Source organism: bacterium (genome assembly GCA_026129405.1).
Taxonomy (GTDB): domain Bacteria; phylum Desulfobacterota; class Binatia; order DP-6; family DP-6; genus JAHCID01.
In genome coordinates this window covers 252,327-272,793 of record JAHCID010000006.1, presented here as the reverse complement: position 1 = coordinate 272,793, position 20,467 = coordinate 252,327, and the positions used below count along the sequence as shown (strand labels likewise).

The following is a 20,467-nucleotide window of genomic DNA, read 5'->3' as shown; positions in this document are numbered from 1 at the left end:
CTTTGACGCAACCTGGACATAGGCTAGAACCCGCACTGCATGGACGCTCCGAGCCCGCGCCCCGGCCGCGCCGCCGACGTTGCGGCGATCGCGTGGCTGTCGCATGCCCGCGAGCGCGTCGAGCGCGATCTCGACGATCTCCTGGTGCTGCCCGACGAGGCCGGCATCGACCCGCGCTGGTCCGCCGCCCTGGGCGAAGCGCGCGCCTTCGCGGCGCGGCCCGCCAAGCGCCTGCGGCCGGCGCTCGTCGTCCTCGGCTGGGGCGCGGCGCGCGGGCTGGCCGCCGTGCCCGACGGCGTCTGGCGCTTCGCGGCCAGCCTGGAGCTGCTGCATACCTTCCTCCTGATCCACGACGACGTCGCCGACGGGGCCGCCATCCGCCGCGGCGGGCCGGCGCTGCATCGCTGTCTGGCCGACGGCCGGCGCGGCGAGGACCTCGCCGTCGTCGTCGGCGACCACCTCTTCGCACGCGCCCTGGAGGCGATGCTCGAGAGCGCGCTGCCGCGGGCGGGCGAGGTGGCGCGCTACTGGCTCGGCGTCTGCCGCTCGACGGCCGCGGGACAGTTCCTCGACCTCGCGCTGGCACGCACGCCGCTCGCCGAGGTCACGCTGTTCCAGACGCTGCGGGTCGGGCTGCTCAAGACCGCGCGCTACGGCTTCGTCGCGCCGCTCGTGGGCGGCGCGCGCCTGGCCGCGGCGGAGCCCGCCGTGCTGCGCGGCCTCGAGCGCGTCGGCCGGCAGGTGGGCGTCGCCTTCCAGATCCGCGACGATCTCCTCGGGCTCTTCGGCGAGCCGGCGTGCACCGGCAAGCCCGTGCTCGACGATCTCGTGGCGGGCAAGCCGACGTATCCGATCGTCGCCGCCTATGCCCGCGCGCCCGCGCCGGTGCGGGCGGACCTCGATCGCCTGTGGAGCGGCGGCCTCGACGATCCCGCCGGCCGCGCGCGGCTGCTCGCGCTGGTCGAGGCGCACGGCGGGCGGGCCGCCGCCGAGCGCGTGATCGTCCACGCCTCGCGCGCGGCGGCGCGCACCCTGCGCGCGCTCCCCGTGGATGCCGCGGTGCGCGCGCTCCTGGACGAGCTGATCGGCATGCTGGCGGCGCGCGCCGTCTGACCCGTGACACGAGGAGGACGCATGGCATCGACCCGGAGAACCCGCATCGCGCTCGTCGGCGCCGGCGTGGGCGGCCTGTCGGCGGCGGCTCGTCTCGCCGCGGAGGGCTTCGCGGTGACGGTCTACGAGCAGGGCGCGGGGCCGGGCGGGCGTTGCGGGCGCATCGCCGACCGCGGCTTCGCCTTCGACACCGGGCCGACGCTGCTGCTCATGCCGGAGGTTCTCGAGGAGACGTTCGCGGTCTGCGGGCGGCGGCTCGCCGACTACCTGACGCTGCACCGTTGCGATCCCAACTACCGCATCCACTTCCGCGACGGCTCGGCGGTCACGTTCACGACCGAGCTCACCGCGATGGCGCAGGAGCTGGAGCGCATCGAGCCGGGCAGCTCGCAGCGCTATCTCGAGTTCCTGGCGCAGGGACAGATCCAATACCGTACCTCCGTCGACCGCTTCGTCGGACGCAACTTCGATCATCTGGGCCAGTTCCTGACCCCGGGCAACCTGCGCCAGGTGCTGCGCGTGCGCGCGCATCGCAAGATGTACGCCGAGGTCAGCCGCTTCTTCCGCGACGAGCGCCTGCGCGCCGCCCTCAGCTTCCAGACGATGTACCTCGGCATCTCGCCCTACGACGCGCCCGCGGTCTACGGCCTCCTGCCGTACACCGAGCTCGGGATGGGCATCTGGTACCCGAAGGGCGGCATGTACCGGCTGCCGCTCGCGCTCGAGCGGCTGTGTACCGAGCTCGGCGTCACGATCCACTACCGCACGCCGGTCGCGCGCATCGCCTGCGAGGGGACGCGTGCCACGGGCGTCGTGCTCGCGGACGGGCGCCACGTCGCAGCCGACGTCGTCCTCTGCAACGCCGACCTGCCGTGGGCGTACCGCAACCTCCTCGACCCGGCGACGACGCGCCTGCCGCGCGCCGAGCGCCTGCGCTACACGTCGAGCGCCTTCATGCTCTACCTGGGCGTGTCGCGCCGCCTGCCGGAGCTGCTGCATCACAACGTCTTCTTCGGGCGTGACTACCGCGGCTCGTTCGACGACATCTTCCGCCGCTTCCGCGTGCCGGACGATCCGAGCTTCTACGTGAACGTCCCGTCGCGCACCGATCCCGCCTGTGCCGTCGCCGGCGGCGACGCGGTGTACGTCCTCGTGCCCGTGCCGCACCGCCATCGCTCGCTCGACTGGGCGGTCGAGGGGCCGCGCCTGCGCGCCAAGGTGTTCCAGCGGCTCGCCGAGATCGGCTGTGACGACGTCGAGCGTCACGTCGTCGTCGAGCACCGTCGCACGCCCGACGACTGGGCCGCCGAGCTGAACCTCGAGCTCGGCTCCGCGTTCGGGCTCTCGCACGACTTCTTCCAGGTCGGTCCGTTCCGGCCGAAGAACCAGGACCCGACCGTGCGCAACCTCTTCTTCGTCGGTGCGTCGACGCAGCCCGGCACCGGGCTGCCGATGGTGATGCTCTCGGCCCGGCTGGTCGTCGAGCGCATCCGCGCCCACGCCGGCGCGCAACCGGCGCCCGCCGTCGCCGAGGTGGGCAGCCGGGCGGCGACCGGCACCGCGGCATGAACGACCTCCTCGTCCGCGACGGCTATCGGCGCGCGCACGCGCTCACCCGCACCCACGCGAAGAGCTTCCACTTCGCGTCCTGGGCGCTCGGCGGCGCGCGGCGCCGCGGCGCGCTCGCGCTCTACGCGTTCTGCCGCCGGCTCGACGACCTCGTCGACGAGCCGAGCGCGCCGCCGGCGGCACTCGTGCCGCGGCTCGAGGCCGCGCGGGCGCTGGTGCGGGCGGTGTGCGGCCCGGGCGCCGGCGCGGTGCCGGCGCCGTTCGACGTCGCCGAGACCGCGGCGCTGCGCGACACGATCCGCCGCTTCGCGATTCCCGAGGCGCCGCTCCAGGATCTGATCGACGGCGTCGCGATGGACCTCACGGTGCACCGCTACGCTACCGCGGCCGCCCTCGACCGCTACTGCTACCTCGTCGCCGGCACCGTCGGCCTCATGATGGCGCCGCTGCTCGGATACCGGGATCCGGCTGCGCTCGCGCCGGCGGCCGCGCTCGGCCACGCCATGCAGCTGACGAACATCCTGCGCGACGTCGGCGAGGATCTCGCCCGCGACCGCATCTATCTGCCGCAGGCGGACCTCGCCGCCGCCGGGCTGTCGGAGGCGGACCTCCGCGCCGGGCGCGTCGACGCCCGCTTCCGCGCCTGCATGCAGGCCCAGGTGGCGCGGGCGCGGGCGCTCTACGCCGAGGCCCGGCGCGGCATCCCGCTGCTCGACGGGGCCCGCTCGCGGCTCACGGTGCGGCTCATGGCTGCGGTCTACGGCGACATCCTGCGCGCCATCGAGGCCCAGGACTACGACGTCTTCCGGCGGCGCGCCGTCGTCTCGGGTGGGCGCAAGCTGGTGCTCGCCGCCGCGGCGCTCGGCCTGCGCGAGGCGCCGGCGTGACGCGGCGGCGCGCCGCCGTCGTGGGCGGCGGCTTCGGCGGCCTGGTCGCGGCGGGGCTCCTGGCGCGGGCCGGGCTCGAGGTCACGCTGTGGGAGGCCGGGGCGACGCTCGGGGGCAAGGCGCAACGCCTGCGCGCCGAGGGGCTCGTCCTCGATACCGGGCCGACGCTGCTCACCATGCCGGACGTCGTGCGCGACGTGTTCGCGGCGCTCGGGGCGTCGGACCTCCTGCCGCCGATCACGCCGCTGCGGCTCCACTGCGAGTACCGCTTCGCCGACGGGGGCCGCTTCCGTGCCTGGGATCGGCTCGACGACACCGCCGCCGAGGCGGCGGCGATCGAGCCGGCCGACGGCGACGGGCTGCGCGCCTTCTACGCCGAGGCGGCGACGCTCTGGCGCGTCGCGGGCGAGCCGTATCTCGAAGCGCCGTTCGGCGGGGTCGCCGACTTCTTCCGCCGCGTCGCGCGGCGCGGGCCCGGCGCGATCGTGCGCGGCATGCGCATGGGCACGCTCGCCGGTCTCGCGGCCCGGCACCTGCGCGCGCCGGCGCTGCGCCAGTTCGCAGGCCGCTTCGCGACCTACGTCGGCGCCGCACCGGACGAGGTGAGCGCGGCGTTCGCGATGATCCCGCACCTGGAGCTCGCCCAGGGCGTGCACCACGTGGGCGGCGGCATGGGTGCGCTCGTCGACGCGCTCGGGGCGGCGCTGCGCCGGCTCGGCGTGCGCGTCGTGTGCGACGTCCGGGCAGGATGGGGCGGCACGGCGGGCGCGCTGCGCGCCGGGCCGGCGGGGCACGAGGAGCCCGCCGACGTCGTGGTCGTGAACGCCGACCCGCTCGGTCCCGAGCCGCGTGGACGGCTGGCGATGTCCGGCTACGTGCTCTGTCTCGGCCTGCCGCGGCGCCTGGCGTTGCCGCACCACACGGTGGCCTTCGCTGCCGACTACGCCGGCGAGTTCCGCGCCCTCGCCGCCGGCGAGGTCGCGGCCGATCCGACCGTCTACGTCTGCCATCCCGTCGCGACCGACGCCGCCATGGCGGCGCCGGGCCGCGACGGCCTCTACGTCATGGCGAACGCGCCGCCGCTGCCGGCCGGCCCCGTCCCCGAAGCCTGGCCGCAGGCGGCGGCGGTACGCGCCCGCTGCCTCGCGCGCCTCGCGCGCGAGTGGGGCGCAGACCTCCTCGACGGCGCGACGGTGCTCGCGGAGCGCACGCCCGTGGACTTCGCGCGCCAGGGTGCACCGCGCGGCTCGCTCTACGGCTATCTGCCGCGCGGCCGGTTCGGCGCGTTCCGGCGCCCGCCGATGCGCGGCCCGGTGCCGGGCGTCTTCTTCGCCGGCGGCGGCACGCATCCGGGGGGCGGCGTGCCGCTCGTCATGCGCTCGGGACGTTTCGCGGCCGGCCTGGCGCTCGCGCACCTCGGGGTGGCGGCGTGAGACCGCTGCCGACCGCGAGCGGCCCGCCGCCGCTGCCCGCGCGCAGCGGCGCGTATCGCTGGCTCTACGCCGACGTCCAGGCCGGGCCGGTAACGGTGGTCTGCATCTTCATGCTGGGCGCGCTGTTCTCGCCTCGCTACGCCGTCGCCGCGCGCCGGGGCGCTGCCCCGCTCGACCACACCGCGGTCAACTGCGCCGTCTACCGTGACGGCCGCCGCGTGGCCTGGGCGTTCACGGAGTGGGAGGGCGCCGAGGCCGGTCCCGTCCACCTGCGCATCGGGCGCTCGACGTGGTGCTGGACGGACGGCGGCGTCGCCATCACCGTCGACGAGCGCACGGCGCCATGGGGCACGCCGCTGCGCCTGTCCCTGCGCCTGCATCCCGACACGGACGCCGGCCCGGCGATCGCGCTCGACGCCCGCCGGCGTCATCACTGGCAGGCGGCGATGCCGCGCGCCCGCGCGCGCCTGACGGTGCCCGGGCTCGGCCTTCACGCCGACGGCCTCGGCTACCACGACGGCAACCACGGCGAGGAGCCGCTCGGCGGCGACCTGCCCGGGTGGACCTGGGCGCGCGTGCACGGCGCGCGCCGCACCACGATCGCCTATCACCTGCCGGCGCCGGCACACACGATCGTCGTCGACGCCGGCAGCGACGGCGTCACCGACGCGCGCACCCCGCCGGCCGAGCCGCCGCAGCGCCGCACGCGCTGGGGGCTCGCCGTGCCGCAGCGGCTCGCGGTCGGCGACCGCGTGCTGGTGCCGGCGCACCTGCTCGAGTCGTCGCCGTTCTACGCGCGGCTCGAGGCGCGGGGCGCGGCGAGCGGCGGCATCGCCGAGGTCGCCGACTTCCGCCGCTTCCAGCAGCGTCGCATCCGCTGGATGGCCTACTTCCGCATGCGCCGGGAGCGGGCGGCGTGACGGCGATCGTGGTCGCATGGGCGCTCCTCGCCGCCGGCTTCAGCGTCGTGACGCTCGTGCGTCTCGGGTGGCGCTCGCCGCCGCCGCCGGTGCCGGCGGCCCCGCCGGTACTGCTTCTGCGTCCCGCCGACGTGCCGAGCGCGGCGGAGCTGACGGCGCTCGCGACGCCGCTCGCGTACCCGGGTCCGCTGGCGCACGTCGTGATCTCGCCGGCGCGCCCGGCGCTGCCGCCGGGGGTCGAGTGGCTCGCCTCCGATCCCGCGACGCCGAACCGCAAGGTGGGCCATCTGCTCGCGGCCCTGGCGGCGCTCGCTCCCGGCGAGCGCGTCGTCCTCGCGATCGACGCCGACGTCGCCGTCGACGCCGTGCTCGTGCAGGCGCTCGCCGCCGCCGTCGCGGGCGGCGCGGCGCTCGCCACCGCCGCACCCGCCCCGGAGCCCGCAGCGGGGCTCGTTCCGCGCGCCGTGCGGGCGCTCCTCTGCCATACGCAGCTCTCGTTCGCGGCGCTCGACGCCATGGCCGTCGGCGCGCACGCCATCTGCGGCAAGGCGATGGCGCTGTCGCCGGCGGCGCTGGACGGCCTGCCGCCGCTGCGCGACCGCGTCGGCGAAGACCTGGAGCTGGCCGCGTGGCTGCACGCACGGGCGCTGCCGGTCGCCCTGGTGGCGCCGCGGGCGCGCGTACCGCAGGCGTCGCACGCGCCGGCGGCGCCGGCGCTGGCGCGCTTCGTGCGCTGGATGCAGGTGCTGCGCGCGCACCGTCCGGCGCTGGCGCTGACGGTGCCGCTCCTGTTCACGCCGACGCTGCCGCTCGTCCTCGGCGCGGCTCTCGCGGCGAGCCCGATCGCCTGGCTCGCGGTCGGGACGTGCGCCGGCGTCCGCACGCTGCTCGCCTGGCGTCTCGAGCCGCGCGGCGCGCTCGGCTGGCCGCTCGGCGAGGCGCTGCTGCTGGTCGCTTTCGTGCGCGCGCTCGTGGCCCGCACCGTCACGTGGCGCGGGCGTACGTTCCGCCTCGCGCGCGGCGGGCGCATGGAGCCGGTGACGCCATGACCTACGGCGGCTTCCTCTTCCTCTTCGTCGTGCCGCCGCTGCTCGCGGTGCTCTGGCGCCACGGCTGGGCGCTGCACCGCCGCGGCTGGGCGGCGATGGCGCTGCTGCTGGTCATCGTCTACGCGTCCACGACGGCGTGGGACAACGCAGCCGTCGCCATGGGCCTCTGGGGATTCGATCCGCAGCGCGTCTGGGGCCCGCACCTCTGGTACCTGCCGGTGGAGGAGTACGCGTTCTTTGGCCTCCAGACCCTGCTCACCGGCGTCTGGGTGCAGGCGCGGCTGGCTCGGGCGCTCGGGCGCGCCGGAGCGCGCTGATGGGACGCTGGAGCTATCTCCTGCACCTCGTGCTCTGGGCGGTGCCGGTGCTGATCGGGCAGCTCGTCCTGCTGCGCTGGCGTTACCGGCAGGACACGGGGCGCGTGCTGCGCGCCATCGGTCTGCCGGTCGTGGTCGTGACGGCGTGGCTCGTGCTCGCCGACCGCATCGCCATCGGCACCGGGGTCTGGACGTTCGGCGAGGGCCGCACCCTCGGGGTCACGGTCGACGGCGTGGTGCCGCTCGAGGAGGCGCTGTTCTTCCTCGTCACCAACGCGCTCGTCGCGGTCGGGCTGGCACTGCTCGAGGGCTTCGGCGTGCGGCGGGTGACGCCGTGATCCGCGCGGCCAAGGACGGTCCGCTGGCCGCGCTGGTCGCGGCGTACGTCGGGTGCAAGGTACGGCGGGCGTTCCGCGGCGTCTGGCTGCGCGGCGCGCTGCCGCCGGCCGATGCGCGCCTCGTCGTCTACGCCAATCACACCAGCTTCTGGGACGGCTTCGCCTGCCACCTGCTGTGCCGCGCCGGCGGTTGGGACGCCTACTGCATGATGGAGGAGGCGAACCTGGCCCGGTACCGCTTCCTGCGGCGGCTCGGTGCGTTCTCCGTGCGCCGCGGCGACGCGCAGGCGGCGATCGAGACGCTGCGCTACGCCGTCGGCCTGCTGCGTCGTCCCGGGCGTGCCGTGGTCGTCTTTCCCGAAGGCGTGCTGCGGCCGTGGACGGGCGCGCTCCAGCCGCTCGAGCGTGGCGTCGAGGTGCTCGCACGCCGCGCCGGCGCCCGCTGCCTGCCGGTCGCGATCCGCTATCGCTTCTTCGAGCACGAGCTCCCCGACCTGCTGCTGGCGGTGGGCGAGGCGCACGATCCCGCGCCGCTGGCCGAGCTCGCGACGCGGCTCGCCGCCGCCGTGGCCGAGGTCGGCGACACGGCCACGCTCGCCGATTTCACGCCGCTGCTGCGCGGGCGGCGCTCGGTGGTGGAGCGGTGGGACGCAGCCCGCGGCCTGCGGGAGGCGCCGTGACGCGCGTCTACCGCATCGGCGTCGTGGCCGAGCGCACCGGCCTCAGCGAGGAGGTGATCCGCGCCTGGGAGCGGCGCTACGGCGTGCCGACGCCGCAGCGCACCAGCACCGGCTACCGGGTCTACACCGAGGACGACGTCGCGCTGCTCCTCCGCCTGCGCGACCTCACCCGCGACGGCATGGCGATCCGCGAGGCGGCAGCGCTGGTGCCGCAGCTGCGCGGCGAGATCGCGGCCGCGGAACGCGGCGCCGCCGTGGGCGAGCGCTCGACGGTGGACCGTTTCGCGGCGGCGATCCTCGGCGCGGCGGCGGCGCTCGATCAGGACGCGCTCGAGCGCGTGCTCGACGAGGCCCTCGCCGTGCTCTCGCCGCTCCAGCTCTACGAGCAGCTGGTCGTTCGTCTCGAGGCCCGTGTCGGGGAGCGCAGCATGCAGGGCACGCCCGGGCTCACCGAGGAGCGGCTCGTGACGCTGGCGATCCGCGGGCGGCTGCTGGCGCTTTTGCGCTCCTCGCCGAGCGGCAGCCGCGGCCACGTCCTCTGCGCCTGTCTGCCCGACGAGGAGCACGACCTCGGGCTCCTCGGCGCCGCGCTCCGCTTCCGCCACGCGGGCTACCGGGTGACGTTCCTCGGGGCGCGTACGCCGGTCGACCACCTGCTGCACGTCGCGACGACGCTGCGGCCGGCGGTGATCGCGCTCGCCTGCGTCGTCGACCCGGGCGCGGCGCGGCTGCGCCGCGTGCTCGCGGCGGTGCGCGACGGGGGCGCCGGCGGGCACGCGCCCGTCGTCGGCGGCGCGACGGCCGTGGCACGGCGCGCTGTGCGCGCGCCTCGGGGCCGCCGTGGTCGACGACGAGCCGTCGTGGCGGCGCGTGCTCGCGGGCTGAGCCGCCGCTCGCGGGATGCCGCGCGGGCCGCAGCCCGCGCGGCGCTACTCCTCGCGGCTGCCGCTGCCGACGAAGCGGTCGGCCGGCTCGGCAAAGAGGACGTTGAACGTGGTGAGGCTGCCGTAGCAGCGTGTCACGTAGTCCTGGAGCTGGAGCTTGTCCTCGTCGGTGAGCCGGGGATGGGCGTTGATGCGCTGCTCGAGGACGCGCAGCCGGTCGCGGACGGCGATGATCTTGCGGAAGAAGTCGTCGAGCTTGAGGCTCTTCTCCTGGGTGCCCGCCTTGCCGGGCCGGAGGACGAGCTGTCCGCCGTGCCAGCGGTCGGCGATCTCGCCCGTGACCGACTGCTCCGCGTTCAGCACGGCGCGGACGGCCTGGACGATCCGCCGGATGTCCTCGTCGTCGAGCATGACCTAGTCGCGGTCGTCCGGCGGCTCGTAGAGGCCGATCAGGTTGCCGCTGGGGTCGGTGACGGTGGCGAGCGCGCCGAACTCCTCGCGCCGGATCGGCTCGACGATGGTCGCGCCGCCGGCCTCGAGCTCGACCAGCGTCTTCTCGATGTCGCGCACGATCAGCGACGCGTGCGTCAGCTGCGTGTTGGCCTTCTTCTTCGGGTCGCGCTGGTGGATCGCGATGGTGCCGTCCTTCCCCGCGGCGAACTCGGCCCAGCCGCGCTCGATGTGCAGGGACTTGAGCCCCAGGACCTCGCGGTAGAAGGACACCGCCGCGTCCCAGTCGTCGACGTAATAGATGGTCGTGTAGACGCCTTGGACCGCCATGTCCGCTCCTCAGCCAGCCAGTTCCATCTGCCCGGGCGTGGTGGCGTTCACCAGGCACGCCATGTTCCCGTGCGGATGGCGGTTCTCGTACATGAGCTGGTGGACGTGCGGGATCTGCGCGAAGGTGAACGTCTCGGACAGGCAGGGGTCGACCTTGCCGTCCAGCACCAGCTGGTTGAGTTTCGTCGCGTCGTCGTCGTTCGCGAAGTGCGATCCCTGGAAGCGCTTCTGCCGCATCCAGTGGTAGCGCAGGTCGAGCGTGGCGTTGTAGCCCGTCGTGCCGGCGCAGATGACGACCATGCCGCCCGTGTCGCAGACGAAGATCGACGTCGGCACGGTGTCCTCGCCGGGGTGCTCGAAGACGAGGCGCGGGCTCTTGCGCTCGCCGAGCGCTTCCCAGATCGCGCTGCCGAAGGCGCGGGCGCCCTTCAGCCACTCGCCGTAGGCGGCCTCGTCCTTCCAGTGGGGGAGCATCCCCCAGTGCTTGAAGCCCTTGCGGTTGATGGTCCCCCTGGCACCGAGCTTCCTGCAGAAATCGATCTTGTCGTCGCTCGAGATGACCGCGATCGGGACGCCGCCAGCCGCCTTGGCGATCTGGATCGCCTGGCAGCCGAGGCCGCCGGCGCCGCCCCAGACGAGCACCGCGTCGCCGGGCTGCACCGCATGCGGCGGCCAGCTCATCAGCATGCGGTACGCGGTCGCGCCGACCAGCATGTAGGCGGCGGCCGCGTCCCACGAGAGGTGCTTCGGCCGCGGCAGACACTGATGGCCCTGGACGCGCGTGAACTGGGCGAAGCTGCCCCAGCTGCGCTCGTAGCCCCAGATGCGGAAGCTCGGGTCGAACATCGGGTCGGTGCCGTTCGTCACGGCGGCACAGTCGGCCTTCCACATGCCGCAGTGGATCACGACCTCGTCGCCGACCTGCACGTTCGTCACCGCGCTGCCGACCTTCCACACGATGCCCGACGCGTCGCTGCCGCCGATGTGGAAGGGCGTCTCGTCGGGCCATTCCTTGTCGCGCTGGTGGCCCTTGATGACGTCGATCGGCGAGCCGAGGCCGGCCCAGACGTTGTTGTAGTTGATGCCGGCGGCCATCACCCAGACCAGCACCTCGTCGGGCGCGAGCTCGGAGGGGGTCGCGATCTCCTCGATCTGGAACGCCTTCGTGGGCGGCCCGAAGCGATCCTGGCGGATCACCTGGGCCAGCATCTTCGCCGGCACGGTGCCGAGCGGGGGCGTCTCTCCGAGCTGGTACAGCTCCTTCATGCGAACGGTCTCCGGGGGGCTGCGGCGTTCAGACGCGCAGCGGGCTCATGAGGGCGAGGAAGTCCTTCATGCTGGTGAGGCGCATCGCGAAGTTCGTGCGCTTCTCCTCGCCGATCGTGGAGTGCGTCTTCGGGGCGTAGTTGTGGCCGGGAAAGAGGATGGTGCCGTCGGGCAGGGCGCCGAGCACCTCGTGGATGCTGCGGTACATGTCCTCGGCGTTGGAGCCGGGCAGGTCGACACGGCCGCACGAGCCGATGAACAGCGTGTCGCCCGACACCACCGCGTTGCCGACGAGGAAGCACTGCGAGCCCGGCGTGTGGCCGGGCGTGTGGAGCAGGGTCACGCGCAGGTTGCCGATCTCGATCACGTCGCCGCCCGAGGCCGCCGTGCAGTCGGACTCCGACAGCCCGGTGACGCGGGGCACGAACGGCAGCTCTTCCCTGTGGACGACGATCTTCGCCGGCACGCGCGCGGTCAGCTCGGCGGCGCCGGTGATGTTGTGGCCCATGAGGTTGCCGCCGAGGTGGTCGGGGTGGAAGTGCGTCACCAGGTCGTGCGTGATCCGGTACCCGTCGGCCTCGGCGGCGGCGACGATCGCGTCGATGTCCCACGCCGCGTCGATGACCGCGGCCTCGCGCGTCTCGGGGTCGCCGAGCAGGTAGACGTAGTTCTGCATCGGGCCGAGCTCGAGCTGCTTGAACCAGATCTGCTGCGCCATCACGCCCGTCCCGTCACGGCGCCGCGGGCTTGCGGCGCGCGGCTTCCAGCGCCGCCTCGCGCGCCAGCGGCCGCTCCCAGAGGTACTCGGCCTCGCCGAGGTGGTGTCCGATCCAGCGCGAGAGCACGAACAGCAGATCGGACAGCCGGTTCAGGTAGGCGAGGGGCAGCTCGCCGACCGTCTCGTGACGCATCAGCCGCAGGACGTCGCGCTCGGCGCGCCGGCACACCGTCCGCGCCGTGTGCAGCAGCGCGCTCGTGCGGCCGCCGCCGGGAAGGACGAAGGAGTGCAGCGGCGCGAGGTCTTCCTGGCAGCGGTCCATGCAGGTCTCGAGCGCCGTCACCTGCTCGGCCGCGACCTTGAACATGCCCTCCTGGAAGGCCTCGGGGGGCGTCGCGAGCTCGCTGCCGAGGTCGAAGAGCTCGTTCTGGAGGCGACGCAGGATCGCATCGAGCTCGCCGCATGCAGGATGGCGGTCGAGCTCGGCGGCGTTGAACGCCCGCACGACGCCGAGGGTCGCGTTGAGCTCGTCGATCGTGCCGTAGGCGTCGATCCGGGGGCCGTCCTTGGGCGCACGCACGCCGCCCACGAGGTCGGTCTCCCCCGTGTCGCCGCGGCGCGTGTAGACGCGCGTGATCCGGATCGCCACCGGGTTTGTCTAGCCTCGCCCGACGAGGGAGTCCACACCCGCCGGGGCCGGAGGAACCGCGGCGACCGCCAGATTCTCGCGCACATGCGCAAGGTCCTTCATGCCCACGAGGGCGGTCGCCACGCCCGGCGCCGAACGCGTGAACTGGAGCGCGCGCTGCGCGAACGTGTCGAGACCCGGGAGGGCACGGCCGAGCGCGCCCGGCAGCCGGCGCGTCAGCTGGCCCGCCTGGAGCGGCGCGCTCGCGACCACCGCGAGGCCGAGGCGCTCGGCCGCCTCGAGAAGCGTGCAGACGCGCCCGCCGACGTCCTGCGTCGGGGTCGTGAGGGCCTCCGGCATCGCGACGCTGAGCGGCGCCTGCACGACGCGGAAGCGGTGGCCGCGTCCGGCCACGCGCTCGGCCGCCGCGACCAGCGTGCCGAGCGGCAGGTGCGCCGGATCCGCGGGCGGCCGGCGCAGGCCGTCCCAGGTGGCGACGCCGTAGCAGCCGATGCGGCCGGCGTCCGCCTCGGCCTCGAGCCGTGCGAACACGACCTCGAGGCGGGCGAGGACGTCGGCGCGGGGACGGGCGCGAAGCTGCGTCTCGGGGTCGTGGACGTAGTAGACGTCGATCGCGGCGAGCCCGAGGTTCGCGAGGCTGTGGGTCAGCTGATCGCCGATCCAGGCGGGATCGAGCGCGTGGCCGGCGACGATCTCGCCCGCCGCGAGCCGGCCCGGGCGGACGTACGCGTCCTCGAACCAGGCCTGCGGGTCGGGCGGGACGAAGTCGTCGAAGGGGAGGAAGCCGCCCTTCGTGCAGACGACGAGCCGGTCGCGGGCGACGCCGTGCTCGGCGGCGAGCACACGCAGCGCGCGGCCGACGGCGCGCTCGCCATGCTGCGCCCGGTAGTCGATCGCCGTGTCGACGACGTTGAGCCCGCCGCGCACGGCGGCGACGACGGCCGCGACGACCCGGACGTCGGTGTCGTCGTCGGGCGCGCCGAGGGACGTGCCGATGCCGAGCGACGACACCGTCCACGGACCCAGCGGGCGCCAGTGGGCCGGAGGCAGCGAGCCGTGGGCGCGTGCGAACGCCGCCGTGGCGGCGGTGCCGGCGCCCGCGGGGGTCACGCGTCGAGTGCCTCGGGCGGCCGCGCGTGGCGCTTGATCATCGTGCGCAGCTTCGGGAGGTCGATCGGCTTCTTGTAGAGCACGTCCTCGAGCCCGGCGAGCTTGCTGCGCTTGATGACGTGATCCTTGTCGTAGTGGAACGCCGTCATGAGGACGACCGGCAGGCCGGGATGCCGCGCGCGCACCTCCTGGAACAGCTCGTAGCCGTCGAGGTCGGGCATGACGACGTCGCTCAGCACGAGGTCGACGGGCTCGGTGTCGAGCTTGGCGAGCGCCTCGCGGCCGCCCACGGCGACCAGCACGTCGCAGCCCTCCTGCGTCAGGAGGTCGCGCAGCGACTGGCAGACGCCGAGGTCGTCGTCGACCACCAGGATGCGGATGCCGCGCAGCTCGGGATCGGGCGTCCCGCGCCGGTCCGCCTGCGCCGGCGTCGCGCCGCTGAGATCGGTCATCTTGGTGCCGGGCAGATAGTCGCGCGTCTGGTACTCGGTGCCGTGCGCGAGGTCGCTCAGGCGGTTCAGGATGGCGTGGATGCGCGCGATCGCCGTGTGGGTCGATTCGAGGCGCTCGCTCTCGACGACGAAGTCCTCGTCGGAGCTGACGCGCGCGATGTGCTGCTCGAGAAGGTTCAGGTTGTTGACGATGACCTCGAGCGGGTTGTTGATCTCGTGCGCCAGGCTGACGGCCACCTGCTCGAGCGTCTCCAGGCGGTGGTGCAGGTGGATCTCGCGCAGGTCCTTCGCGAAGCCGATCGAGCCGCGGACCTCGCCGTGCTCGTCGCGGATCAACGAGCCGGAGATCGCCACCGGCATGGTCGTGCCGCTCTTCGTGACGAACGTCGTCTCGACGTTGCGCCCGCGTCCCGGCTCGCCGCCGAAGCCCGCGCGCATCGCCGTCATCACGCGTCTGGCCTCGTCGAGCGAGGGATACAGGCGCGTCACGTGGGCGCCGAGCACCTCCTCGGGCGAGTAGCCGAGCGTGCTGCGCGCACCATCGTTGTAGAAGACGATCGTCCCCTCGCGATCGACGGCAACGATGATGTCCGGCGAGCTCTCGAGGAGCTTCTCGAAGTAGATGGAAGGTAGGCGGGACACGGGGTCCTTGGCCGAGCAGACGGATCGACTGTAGGCCCGGGTACGCGGCGCGTCAAGGCAATCGCGGTACGCAACGGCGCAGTAACACGACGCTGCGGCGCACCCAGCGTCGTGTGCGTCCGCGACTCAGCGCGCGGCGGGACGGCAGCCGCCGGCGCGCGCTTCGGCGAGGTCGCGATAGCAGCGCTCCGCACGCGTGCGGGCGTACGACGCCTCCCCTGGACGATGCGCGATGCAGCGCCCGTCGCGCCGGCCGTGGTTGCCTTTCACCGGGTGGTCGCGCGGGCAGCGCCCGCCGGCGTCGGGCGCGCGCCCGGCCTGCGCCGGTGCGGGCGTGTCGGCGTTCGCCGCCCACAACCCGCGCCCGCGCGCGCGCGCCTCGCCCTCGGCGGCGCGCAGCGCCTCGGTGTGACGCACGTTCGGCGGAATCGTCAGCAGCCGGGCGAAGCCGGCGCGCACGATGGCGACGTTGGCGAGCGTGTCGTCCGGCAGCCAGACCCACGCGAGCAGGCGTCCGTAGCGATCGCGCGGCTCGACGTCGAGCTCCAGGCGGACGGTGCGGCCCTGGAGCAGCTCGCGGGCGAACGCCGCGGCGCGCGCACCGTCGGCCTGGATGGCGGCGCGGCTGCGACCGCTGCGCGCGGCATCGCGCCCGAGCTTGTCGGACGCGTGCAGCTCCGGGGAGTCGATGCCGATCAGGCGCACGCGCTCGCGGCGGCCGTCCAGCCGGACGACGATGGTGTCGCCGTCGGTCACCTCGAGGACGGGCCCGCGCCTCTCCGCGGCCGTCGCAGCGGCGGCGACGACGAGCGCCAGCGCGAGGCCGCCGAGACGCCGGCCCGCGCGGGGCTCACGCACGCGGCAGCAGCGTGACCCGCTTCGGGTCCTTCACGGTGGCGAGCAGCGCGGAGATGCTCTGGCCGAGCTGCGGATGCACGACGTGCGGCGCGAGCTCCGCCAGCGGCAGCAGCACGAAGCGCCGCTTGTGCATCTCGGGGTGGGGGATCTTGAGCGTGCGCTTGGCGACGACGTCGGTGTCCCAGAGCAGGATGTCGAGGTCGATGATGCGCGAGCCCCACTTCTTACCCTTGACCCGTTTGCGGCCCATCGCCTCCTCGATCGCCTTCAGACGCTTCAGGAGGGCGTCGGGCTGGAGGTCGGTCTCGATCTCGATGACGCTGTTGACGAACCAGGTCTTCGCGTCGCCGAGCGGCTCGCTCTCGTAGAGCGACGACGCCCGCACCACACGGGTGTCCGGCAGCTGCGACACCCGCTCCATCGCCTCCAACGCGTTCGCCCGCCGATCGCCCAGGTTCGAACCGATTCCGATGTGGACGCGATGGGGCATGGGATCGTCGGGGAGCGCGTCCGACTAGCGCTCTGCGCCGTCCTCCGTACCTCGCGGCCGGCGTACCCTAAGAAGCCGTGATCTCTGGGGATTTGCCGCGTTCGTCACCGGCGAGGCTCCGCTGGCCGGCGCTTGTAACCGAAGAACCGGTGTTTATCAAACATCGGTTACGAGCGGCTCGCGGGAATCGCCCGCCGCCGGCCCGGCGCCACGGGGGACACCGGGCCGGCGTGGGTCGTCCGGCCGTAGACGTGGGCGGGGGGCGCCCGACGCGGGCCGGAGCAGGGAGATCAGGGGGCCGCCTGGGTGTAGGCGACGCCGGGGACGGGCGTCGCGAGCAGGGGGCGGAAGCGCTCGTTGCCGGCGACGTAGATCTCGAGGAACGGCACGATGTAGCGCAGCGCGAGCGCGTGCGCCTCGTCCTGCGCGCGCGTCGTCGGCGGGTTGCAGTCGGCCGACGGGAAGCAGAGGTCCGAGAAGGCGTAGTGGCCGGCGTCCTCCACCTCGACGAGCCACTTCGGCTCGACCGAGCTCGCCCAGGCGGCGCGCGCGTTCGGGTTCGATACCACGCTGTCGATCGCGCCCAGCATCGTCAGCGACGGCACCGGCATGCGGAACGCCGCGCCGGCGGCCGGCGCCAGCGCCACCGCCGCGTCGACACGCGGCTCGGCGTTGGCGACGAGGTACGAGGTGAGGCCGCCGAACGAGTGGCCCATCATGCCGACGTGCTCGCCGTCGACCAGGCCGAGGAGGGCCGAGCCGGGGCTGCCGTTCAGGACGAGCAGCTTGTCGAGCGCGGCGATCATGTCGCGCGGGCGCTCCTGCGCGGACGCCACCTGCGCCGCGGGCAGGCCGCACTGCGGGAACTCGCGCGCGGTGTTGCCGACGTGCGGCGGGGCGATGACGACGAAGCCGCGGCTGGCCAGCAGCGGCGTGAGGAAGGTGCTCTGCGTCTCGTAGCCGCAGGAGCCGTGCGAGAAGAGGATGACCGGGTAGGGGCCGCCCGAGCCGTCCGCGGGGGCACCGGGCACGCCGCCGGTGGTGGGGTCGATCGGCCCGCTGCCGGCCACGGCCGGATACCAGACCGCGGTCTGGAGGACGCGCGGGGTGCCGGGGCTCGCCGCCGAGTCCTTCACGATCGTGACGTACTGGAAGCCGGGCGCGTACGGACCCGGCGCGCGCACGTCGTCGCAGGTGCCCGCGCTCCAGTCGATGACGTCGGCGCAGGTGGTCTGCGCGGTGCAGGCGGTGGCGTCGAACTTCTTGCGGCTGGTGCAGGCGTTCGGCCGCGTCAGCTTGCAGCTGGGGTCGCCGTTGCGCGAGACGCGGCCGCAGGCGATGCGGCGCGAGCCGCAGGTGCTGCCCTTCAGCAGCGCCCGCATCGTCTTCTTGCACTCCTGGCGCAGCGTGCCGGCGGCGAGCGCCCCGTTCAGCGCGCTCTTCGTGCAGCGCTTCCAGGCGTTGGCGGTCGCGGCGGCGGCGCACGGACAGGTGCTCTCGGCGGCGGCGCGGAGGGTGGCGATCTGACGCTGGTCCTCGAGCACGGTGGCGCCGGAGAGACAGGCGTCCTGCGCCGCAGCGGCGCCGGCGACGAGGGCCAGGAAGGCGAGGGCAGGGGCGAGGACGAGCCGCATGCCCGGGCGGTAACACCCCGGCATGCTTCAACTCCATGGCTCTTGGGCTCAGCCGTCGCGGCGGCTGCGTGCTCGGTCGTGGAGCGGGCGCGATGCGTCCGGCTCGCGTGCAAACGGTCAGGCCGGCAGGCCGAGGACGTCGCGCATGCCATAGAGCCCGGGCGGCCGATGACCGACCCAGGCGGCGGCGCGGAGCGCGCCGCGTACGAGACATTCGCGGCTCTGCGCCCGGTGGATCAGCTCCACCCGCTCGCCGAGGCCGCCGAAGAGAACGGTGTGGTCGCCGACGGCGTCGCCGGCACGCAGCGCGACGATGCCGATCTCGTCTGGGCGCCGGGCGCCGACCTGGCCCTCGCGGGCGAGGACGGCCGCGCTCGCGAAGTCCTGTCCGCGGGCGGCGGCGACGGCGCGGCCGAGCGCGAGGGCGGTGCCGCTCGGCGCGTCCTTCTTGCGGTCGTGGTGCAGCTCGACGATCTCGCTCTCGAAGCTGCCGTCGAGCAGCGTCGCCGCCTGGGCCACGAGCGCGAGCAGCACGGTGACGCCGACGCTGAAGTTCGCCGCCACGACCGACCGCGTGCGCGTCGCGAGCCCGCGCAGCTCGGCGTCTTCCGCCGCGGTGAAGCCGGTCGTGCCGACCACGAGGCCGGCGCCGCGCTCGGCGGCGAGCCGCGCGTTCGCCAGCGTCGCCGCCGGGACGCCGGTGAAGTCGACGATCACGTGCTCCGGGCGGCACACCGGCGCGAGCGCGTCGACGAGGGCGATGCCGAGCGGTCCCACGCCCGCGACGGCGCCGGCATCGCTGCCGAGCAGCGCATGGGCGGGGGCTTCGACGGCGCCCGCGACGCGCAGGCTCGGGTCCTGGCTGCCGAGGGCGACGAGCAGACGTCCCATGCGGCCGGCGGCGCCGCAGACGACGATGCCGACCGGCTCAGAGGAGGCCATGGTCGCGCAGGACGGCTTCGAGGCGCGTGCGGTTCGGGCTCGTCATCGGTGTGAGCGGCATGCGGAACTCGTCCCGGCACTGCCCCATGAGCGCGAGCGCCGTCTTCACCGGGATCGGGTTCACCTCGAGCGAGGTGCTCTGGATGAGCGAGAGCAGCCCCGCGAGCAGCATACGTGCGCGGGCGAGATCGCCGGCCGCCAGCGCGTCCGTCAGCTCGACCATTCGCCGCGGCGCCAGGTTGGCGGTGACGGAGATCACGCCGACGCCGCCCGCTGCCATGATCGGTAGGGTCAGGATGTCGTCGCCGGCGTAGATGGCGAAGTCGGGGCCGGCGCCGGCGGCGATCTCGATCGCCTGCGCCAACGAGCCGCTCGACTCCTTCACGCCCGCGACGTTCGGGATGCGCGACAGCCGCACGATGGTCTCGGGCAGGATGTTCGACGCCGTCCGGACCGGGATGTTGTAGACCAGGATCGGCAGCCGCGTCGCTTCGGCGACCGCGGCGTAGTGCTGGTAGATGCCGTCCTGCGTGGGGCGGTTGTAGTACGGCGAGATGAGCAGCGCGGCCTGGGCGCCCGCCTCCTCGGCTGCGCGCGTCAGGCGGATGGCCTCGTGGGTCGAGTTCGAGCCCGTGCCCGCGACCACCGGGACGCGCCCGCGTGCCAGCCGGACGACCTCGCGCACGACGGTGATGTGCTCCTCGTGGCTGAGCGTCGCCGACTCGCCCGTGGAGCCGCAGGGGACGAGCCCGTGCACGCCGGCTGCGATCTGGGACTCGACGAGCTTGCCCAGCGCCTCGAGGTCGATCTCGCCGTTGCGGAAGGGGGTGATCAGCGCCGTGAGGCAGCCCGTGATCATTGTCCTACACCTCGATACGGCCGTCGAAGACGGCGACGGCGTCGCCGGTCATGCACACGTGGTCGTCGTCCTGCCAGACGATCTCGAGCTCGCCGCCGGGCAGCGTCACCGCGACGTGCCGGTCCGCGCGGCCGGTGCGGGCGGCCGCAACGGCGGCGGCGCACGCCCCGGTGCCGCAGGCCATGGTCTCGGCCGCGCCGCGCTCCCAGACGCGCATGATGAGACGCTCGCGGCCCACCACCTGGATGAACTCGGTGTTGACCCGGCGGGGGAAGAACGGGTGGTGCTCGAACTGCGGCCCGATCGCCGGCAGGTCGAGCGCGGCGACGTCGTCGACGAACACCACGCAGTGCGGGTTGCCCATCGAGACGCAGGTGACCTCCCAGGTGCGGCCCGCGACCTCGAGCGGCCGCTCGAGGATCTCGCCGTCGGCGTCGACGGGGATGCGGCGGCCGTCCCACTCGGGCCGGCCCATGTCGACGGCGACGCGCACGACGCGGTCGCCCACCACCTCGGGCACGACGGCGAGCACGCCGGCGTCGGTGGCGACGCGCATCGGGCTCTTGCGGACGATGCCGCGGTCCCACACGTACTTCGCGAAGCCGCGGATGCCGTTGCCGCACATCTCCGCCGTGCTGCCGTCGGCGTTGTAGATGCGCATGCGGCAGTCCGCGTCGGCGTCGCCCGCAGGCAGGAGCAGGATCAGCCCGTCGGCGCCGATGCCGCGATGGCGGTCGCAGAGCTTCGGCGCCAGCGCGGCGGGGTCGGCGGGCAGACCCTCGCGGGCATCGACGTAGACGAAGTCGTTGGCGGTGCCGTGCAGCTTCGAGAAGGCGAGCGTGGCCATGGCGCGTGGCCGTTATATCCGCCGCTGCCG

The 20,467-nt window shown here is 74.1% G+C and carries 22 protein-coding genes and 1 pseudogene; 10 read left to right on the top strand and 13 right to left on the bottom strand.

From position 1 onward, the window contains the following. Window positions 1-39: 39 nt before the first annotated feature. The 10 genes and pseudogenes from KIT14_20215 to KIT14_20170 all read left to right on the top strand — a co-directional run bounded on the left by KIT14_20215 (window position 40) and on the right by KIT14_20170 (window position 9,109). Window positions 40-1,113: a polyprenyl synthetase family protein gene (locus tag KIT14_20215; protein MCW5892844.1), complete on the top strand. Its 1,074-nt coding sequence runs from the start codon at window positions 40-42 to the stop codon at window positions 1,111-1,113. A gap of 21 nt (window positions 1,114-1,134) precedes the next feature. Further along, window positions 1,135-2,682, top strand: a complete 1,548-nt coding sequence (gene crtI, locus KIT14_20210; protein MCW5892843.1) for a phytoene desaturase — start codon at window positions 1,135-1,137, stop codon at window positions 2,680-2,682. Further along, window positions 2,679-3,569, top strand: a complete 891-nt coding sequence (locus KIT14_20205) for a phytoene/squalene synthase family protein (GenBank protein MCW5892842.1) — start codon at window positions 2,679-2,681, stop codon at window positions 3,567-3,569. The genes crtI (KIT14_20210) and KIT14_20205 overlap by 4 nt, the downstream gene beginning before the upstream one ends. After that, window positions 3,566-5,002 (top strand): phytoene desaturase, encoded by a 1,437-nt coding sequence (gene crtI, locus KIT14_20200; GenBank protein MCW5892841.1) that lies wholly within the window; start codon window positions 3,566-3,568, stop codon window positions 5,000-5,002. Before KIT14_20205 ends, crtI (KIT14_20200) begins: the two co-directional genes overlap by 4 nt. Window positions 5,003-5,007: 5 nt before the next feature. Then, complete coding sequence (locus KIT14_20195; protein MCW5892840.1) at window positions 5,008-5,922, top strand: carotenoid 1,2-hydratase; 915 nt, start codon at window positions 5,008-5,010, stop codon at window positions 5,920-5,922. Continuing rightward, window positions 5,919-6,971 carry a carotenoid biosynthesis protein gene (locus KIT14_20190; protein ID MCW5892839.1) on the top strand — a complete coding sequence of 351 codons (1,053 nt, stop codon included), beginning with the start codon at window positions 5,919-5,921 and terminating at the stop codon, window positions 6,969-6,971. The genes KIT14_20195 and KIT14_20190 overlap by 4 nt, the downstream gene beginning before the upstream one ends. Further along, window positions 6,968-7,288, top strand: coding sequence for a lycopene cyclase domain-containing protein (locus tag KIT14_20185; GenBank protein MCW5892838.1), 321 nt, complete (start codon window positions 6,968-6,970; stop codon window positions 7,286-7,288). The genes KIT14_20190 and KIT14_20185 overlap by 4 nt, the downstream gene beginning before the upstream one ends. Beyond that, window positions 7,288-7,626, top strand: coding sequence for a lycopene cyclase domain-containing protein (locus KIT14_20180; GenBank protein ID MCW5892837.1), 339 nt, complete (start codon window positions 7,288-7,290; stop codon window positions 7,624-7,626). Before KIT14_20185 ends, KIT14_20180 begins: the two co-directional genes overlap by 1 nt. Next, window positions 7,623-8,306, top strand: coding sequence for a lysophospholipid acyltransferase family protein (locus KIT14_20175; GenBank protein MCW5892836.1), 684 nt, complete (start codon window positions 7,623-7,625; stop codon window positions 8,304-8,306). Before KIT14_20180 ends, KIT14_20175 begins: the two co-directional genes overlap by 4 nt. A gap of 179 nt (window positions 8,307-8,485) precedes the next feature. Then, window positions 8,486-9,109, top strand: a pseudogene (locus tag KIT14_20170) (cobalamin B12-binding domain-containing protein). A gap of 126 nt (window positions 9,110-9,235) precedes the next feature. Here KIT14_20170 and KIT14_20165 read toward each other — a convergent pair. The 13 genes from KIT14_20165 to KIT14_20105 all read right to left on the bottom strand — a co-directional run bounded on the left by KIT14_20165 (window position 9,236) and on the right by KIT14_20105 (window position 20,437). Continuing rightward, complete coding sequence (locus tag KIT14_20165) at window positions 9,236-9,601, bottom strand: hypothetical protein (GenBank protein MCW5892835.1); 366 nt, start codon at window positions 9,599-9,601, stop codon at window positions 9,236-9,238. A 3-nt stretch (window positions 9,602-9,604) separates the two neighbouring features. Then, complete coding sequence (locus KIT14_20160; protein ID MCW5892834.1) at window positions 9,605-9,970, bottom strand: VOC family protein; 366 nt, start codon at window positions 9,968-9,970, stop codon at window positions 9,605-9,607. 9 nt (window positions 9,971-9,979) lie between these two features. Continuing rightward, window positions 9,980-11,179 carry a crotonyl-CoA carboxylase/reductase gene (ccrA, locus tag KIT14_20155; GenBank protein MCW5892833.1) on the bottom strand — a complete coding sequence of 400 codons (1,200 nt, stop codon included), beginning with the start codon at window positions 11,177-11,179 and terminating at the stop codon, window positions 9,980-9,982. Window positions 11,180-11,264: 85 nt separating this feature from the next. Then, complete coding sequence (locus KIT14_20150; protein MCW5892832.1) at window positions 11,265-11,954, bottom strand: MBL fold metallo-hydrolase; 690 nt, start codon at window positions 11,952-11,954, stop codon at window positions 11,265-11,267. Between the two features lie 13 nt (window positions 11,955-11,967). Then, entirely contained in the window at window positions 11,968-12,597 is a 630-nt protein-coding gene (locus KIT14_20145) for a cob(I)yrinic acid a,c-diamide adenosyltransferase (protein ID MCW5892831.1), read from the bottom strand. Between the two features lie 15 nt (window positions 12,598-12,612). After that, window positions 12,613-13,713 (bottom strand): aldo/keto reductase, encoded by a 1,101-nt coding sequence (locus KIT14_20140; GenBank protein MCW5892830.1) that lies wholly within the window; start codon window positions 13,711-13,713, stop codon window positions 12,613-12,615. Continuing rightward, a complete protein-coding gene (locus KIT14_20135) occupies window positions 13,710-14,807 on the bottom strand; it encodes a response regulator (protein MCW5892829.1) in 1,098 nt (365 codons plus the stop codon). The genes KIT14_20140 and KIT14_20135 overlap by 4 nt, the downstream gene beginning before the upstream one ends. A gap of 126 nt (window positions 14,808-14,933) precedes the next feature. After that, the gene (locus tag KIT14_20130) at window positions 14,934-15,665 is read right to left on the bottom strand and encodes a thermonuclease family protein (protein MCW5892828.1); all 732 of its coding nucleotides are present in this window, start codon (window positions 15,663-15,665) and stop codon (window positions 14,934-14,936) included. Beyond that, entirely contained in the window at window positions 15,658-16,155 is a 498-nt protein-coding gene (gene folK, locus KIT14_20125) for a 2-amino-4-hydroxy-6-hydroxymethyldihydropteridine diphosphokinase (GenBank protein ID MCW5892827.1), read from the bottom strand. Before folK ends, KIT14_20130 begins: the two co-directional genes overlap by 8 nt. Before the next feature lie 290 nt (window positions 16,156-16,445). Continuing rightward, window positions 16,446-17,789 carry a dienelactone hydrolase family protein gene (locus tag KIT14_20120; GenBank protein ID MCW5892826.1) on the bottom strand — a complete coding sequence of 448 codons (1,344 nt, stop codon included), beginning with the start codon at window positions 17,787-17,789 and terminating at the stop codon, window positions 16,446-16,448. Window positions 17,790-17,906: 117 nt separating this feature from the next. Continuing rightward, the gene (gene dapB / locus KIT14_20115; GenBank protein ID MCW5892825.1) at window positions 17,907-18,731 is read right to left on the bottom strand and encodes a 4-hydroxy-tetrahydrodipicolinate reductase; all 825 of its coding nucleotides are present in this window, start codon (window positions 18,729-18,731) and stop codon (window positions 17,907-17,909) included. Beyond that, the gene (dapA, locus tag KIT14_20110) at window positions 18,718-19,590 is read right to left on the bottom strand and encodes a 4-hydroxy-tetrahydrodipicolinate synthase (protein ID MCW5892824.1); all 873 of its coding nucleotides are present in this window, start codon (window positions 19,588-19,590) and stop codon (window positions 18,718-18,720) included. Before dapA ends, dapB begins: the two co-directional genes overlap by 14 nt. A gap of 4 nt (window positions 19,591-19,594) precedes the next feature. Then, a complete protein-coding gene (locus tag KIT14_20105) occupies window positions 19,595-20,437 on the bottom strand; it encodes a diaminopimelate epimerase (protein ID MCW5892823.1) in 843 nt (280 codons plus the stop codon). Between the last annotated feature and the right edge of the window lie 30 nt (window positions 20,438-20,467).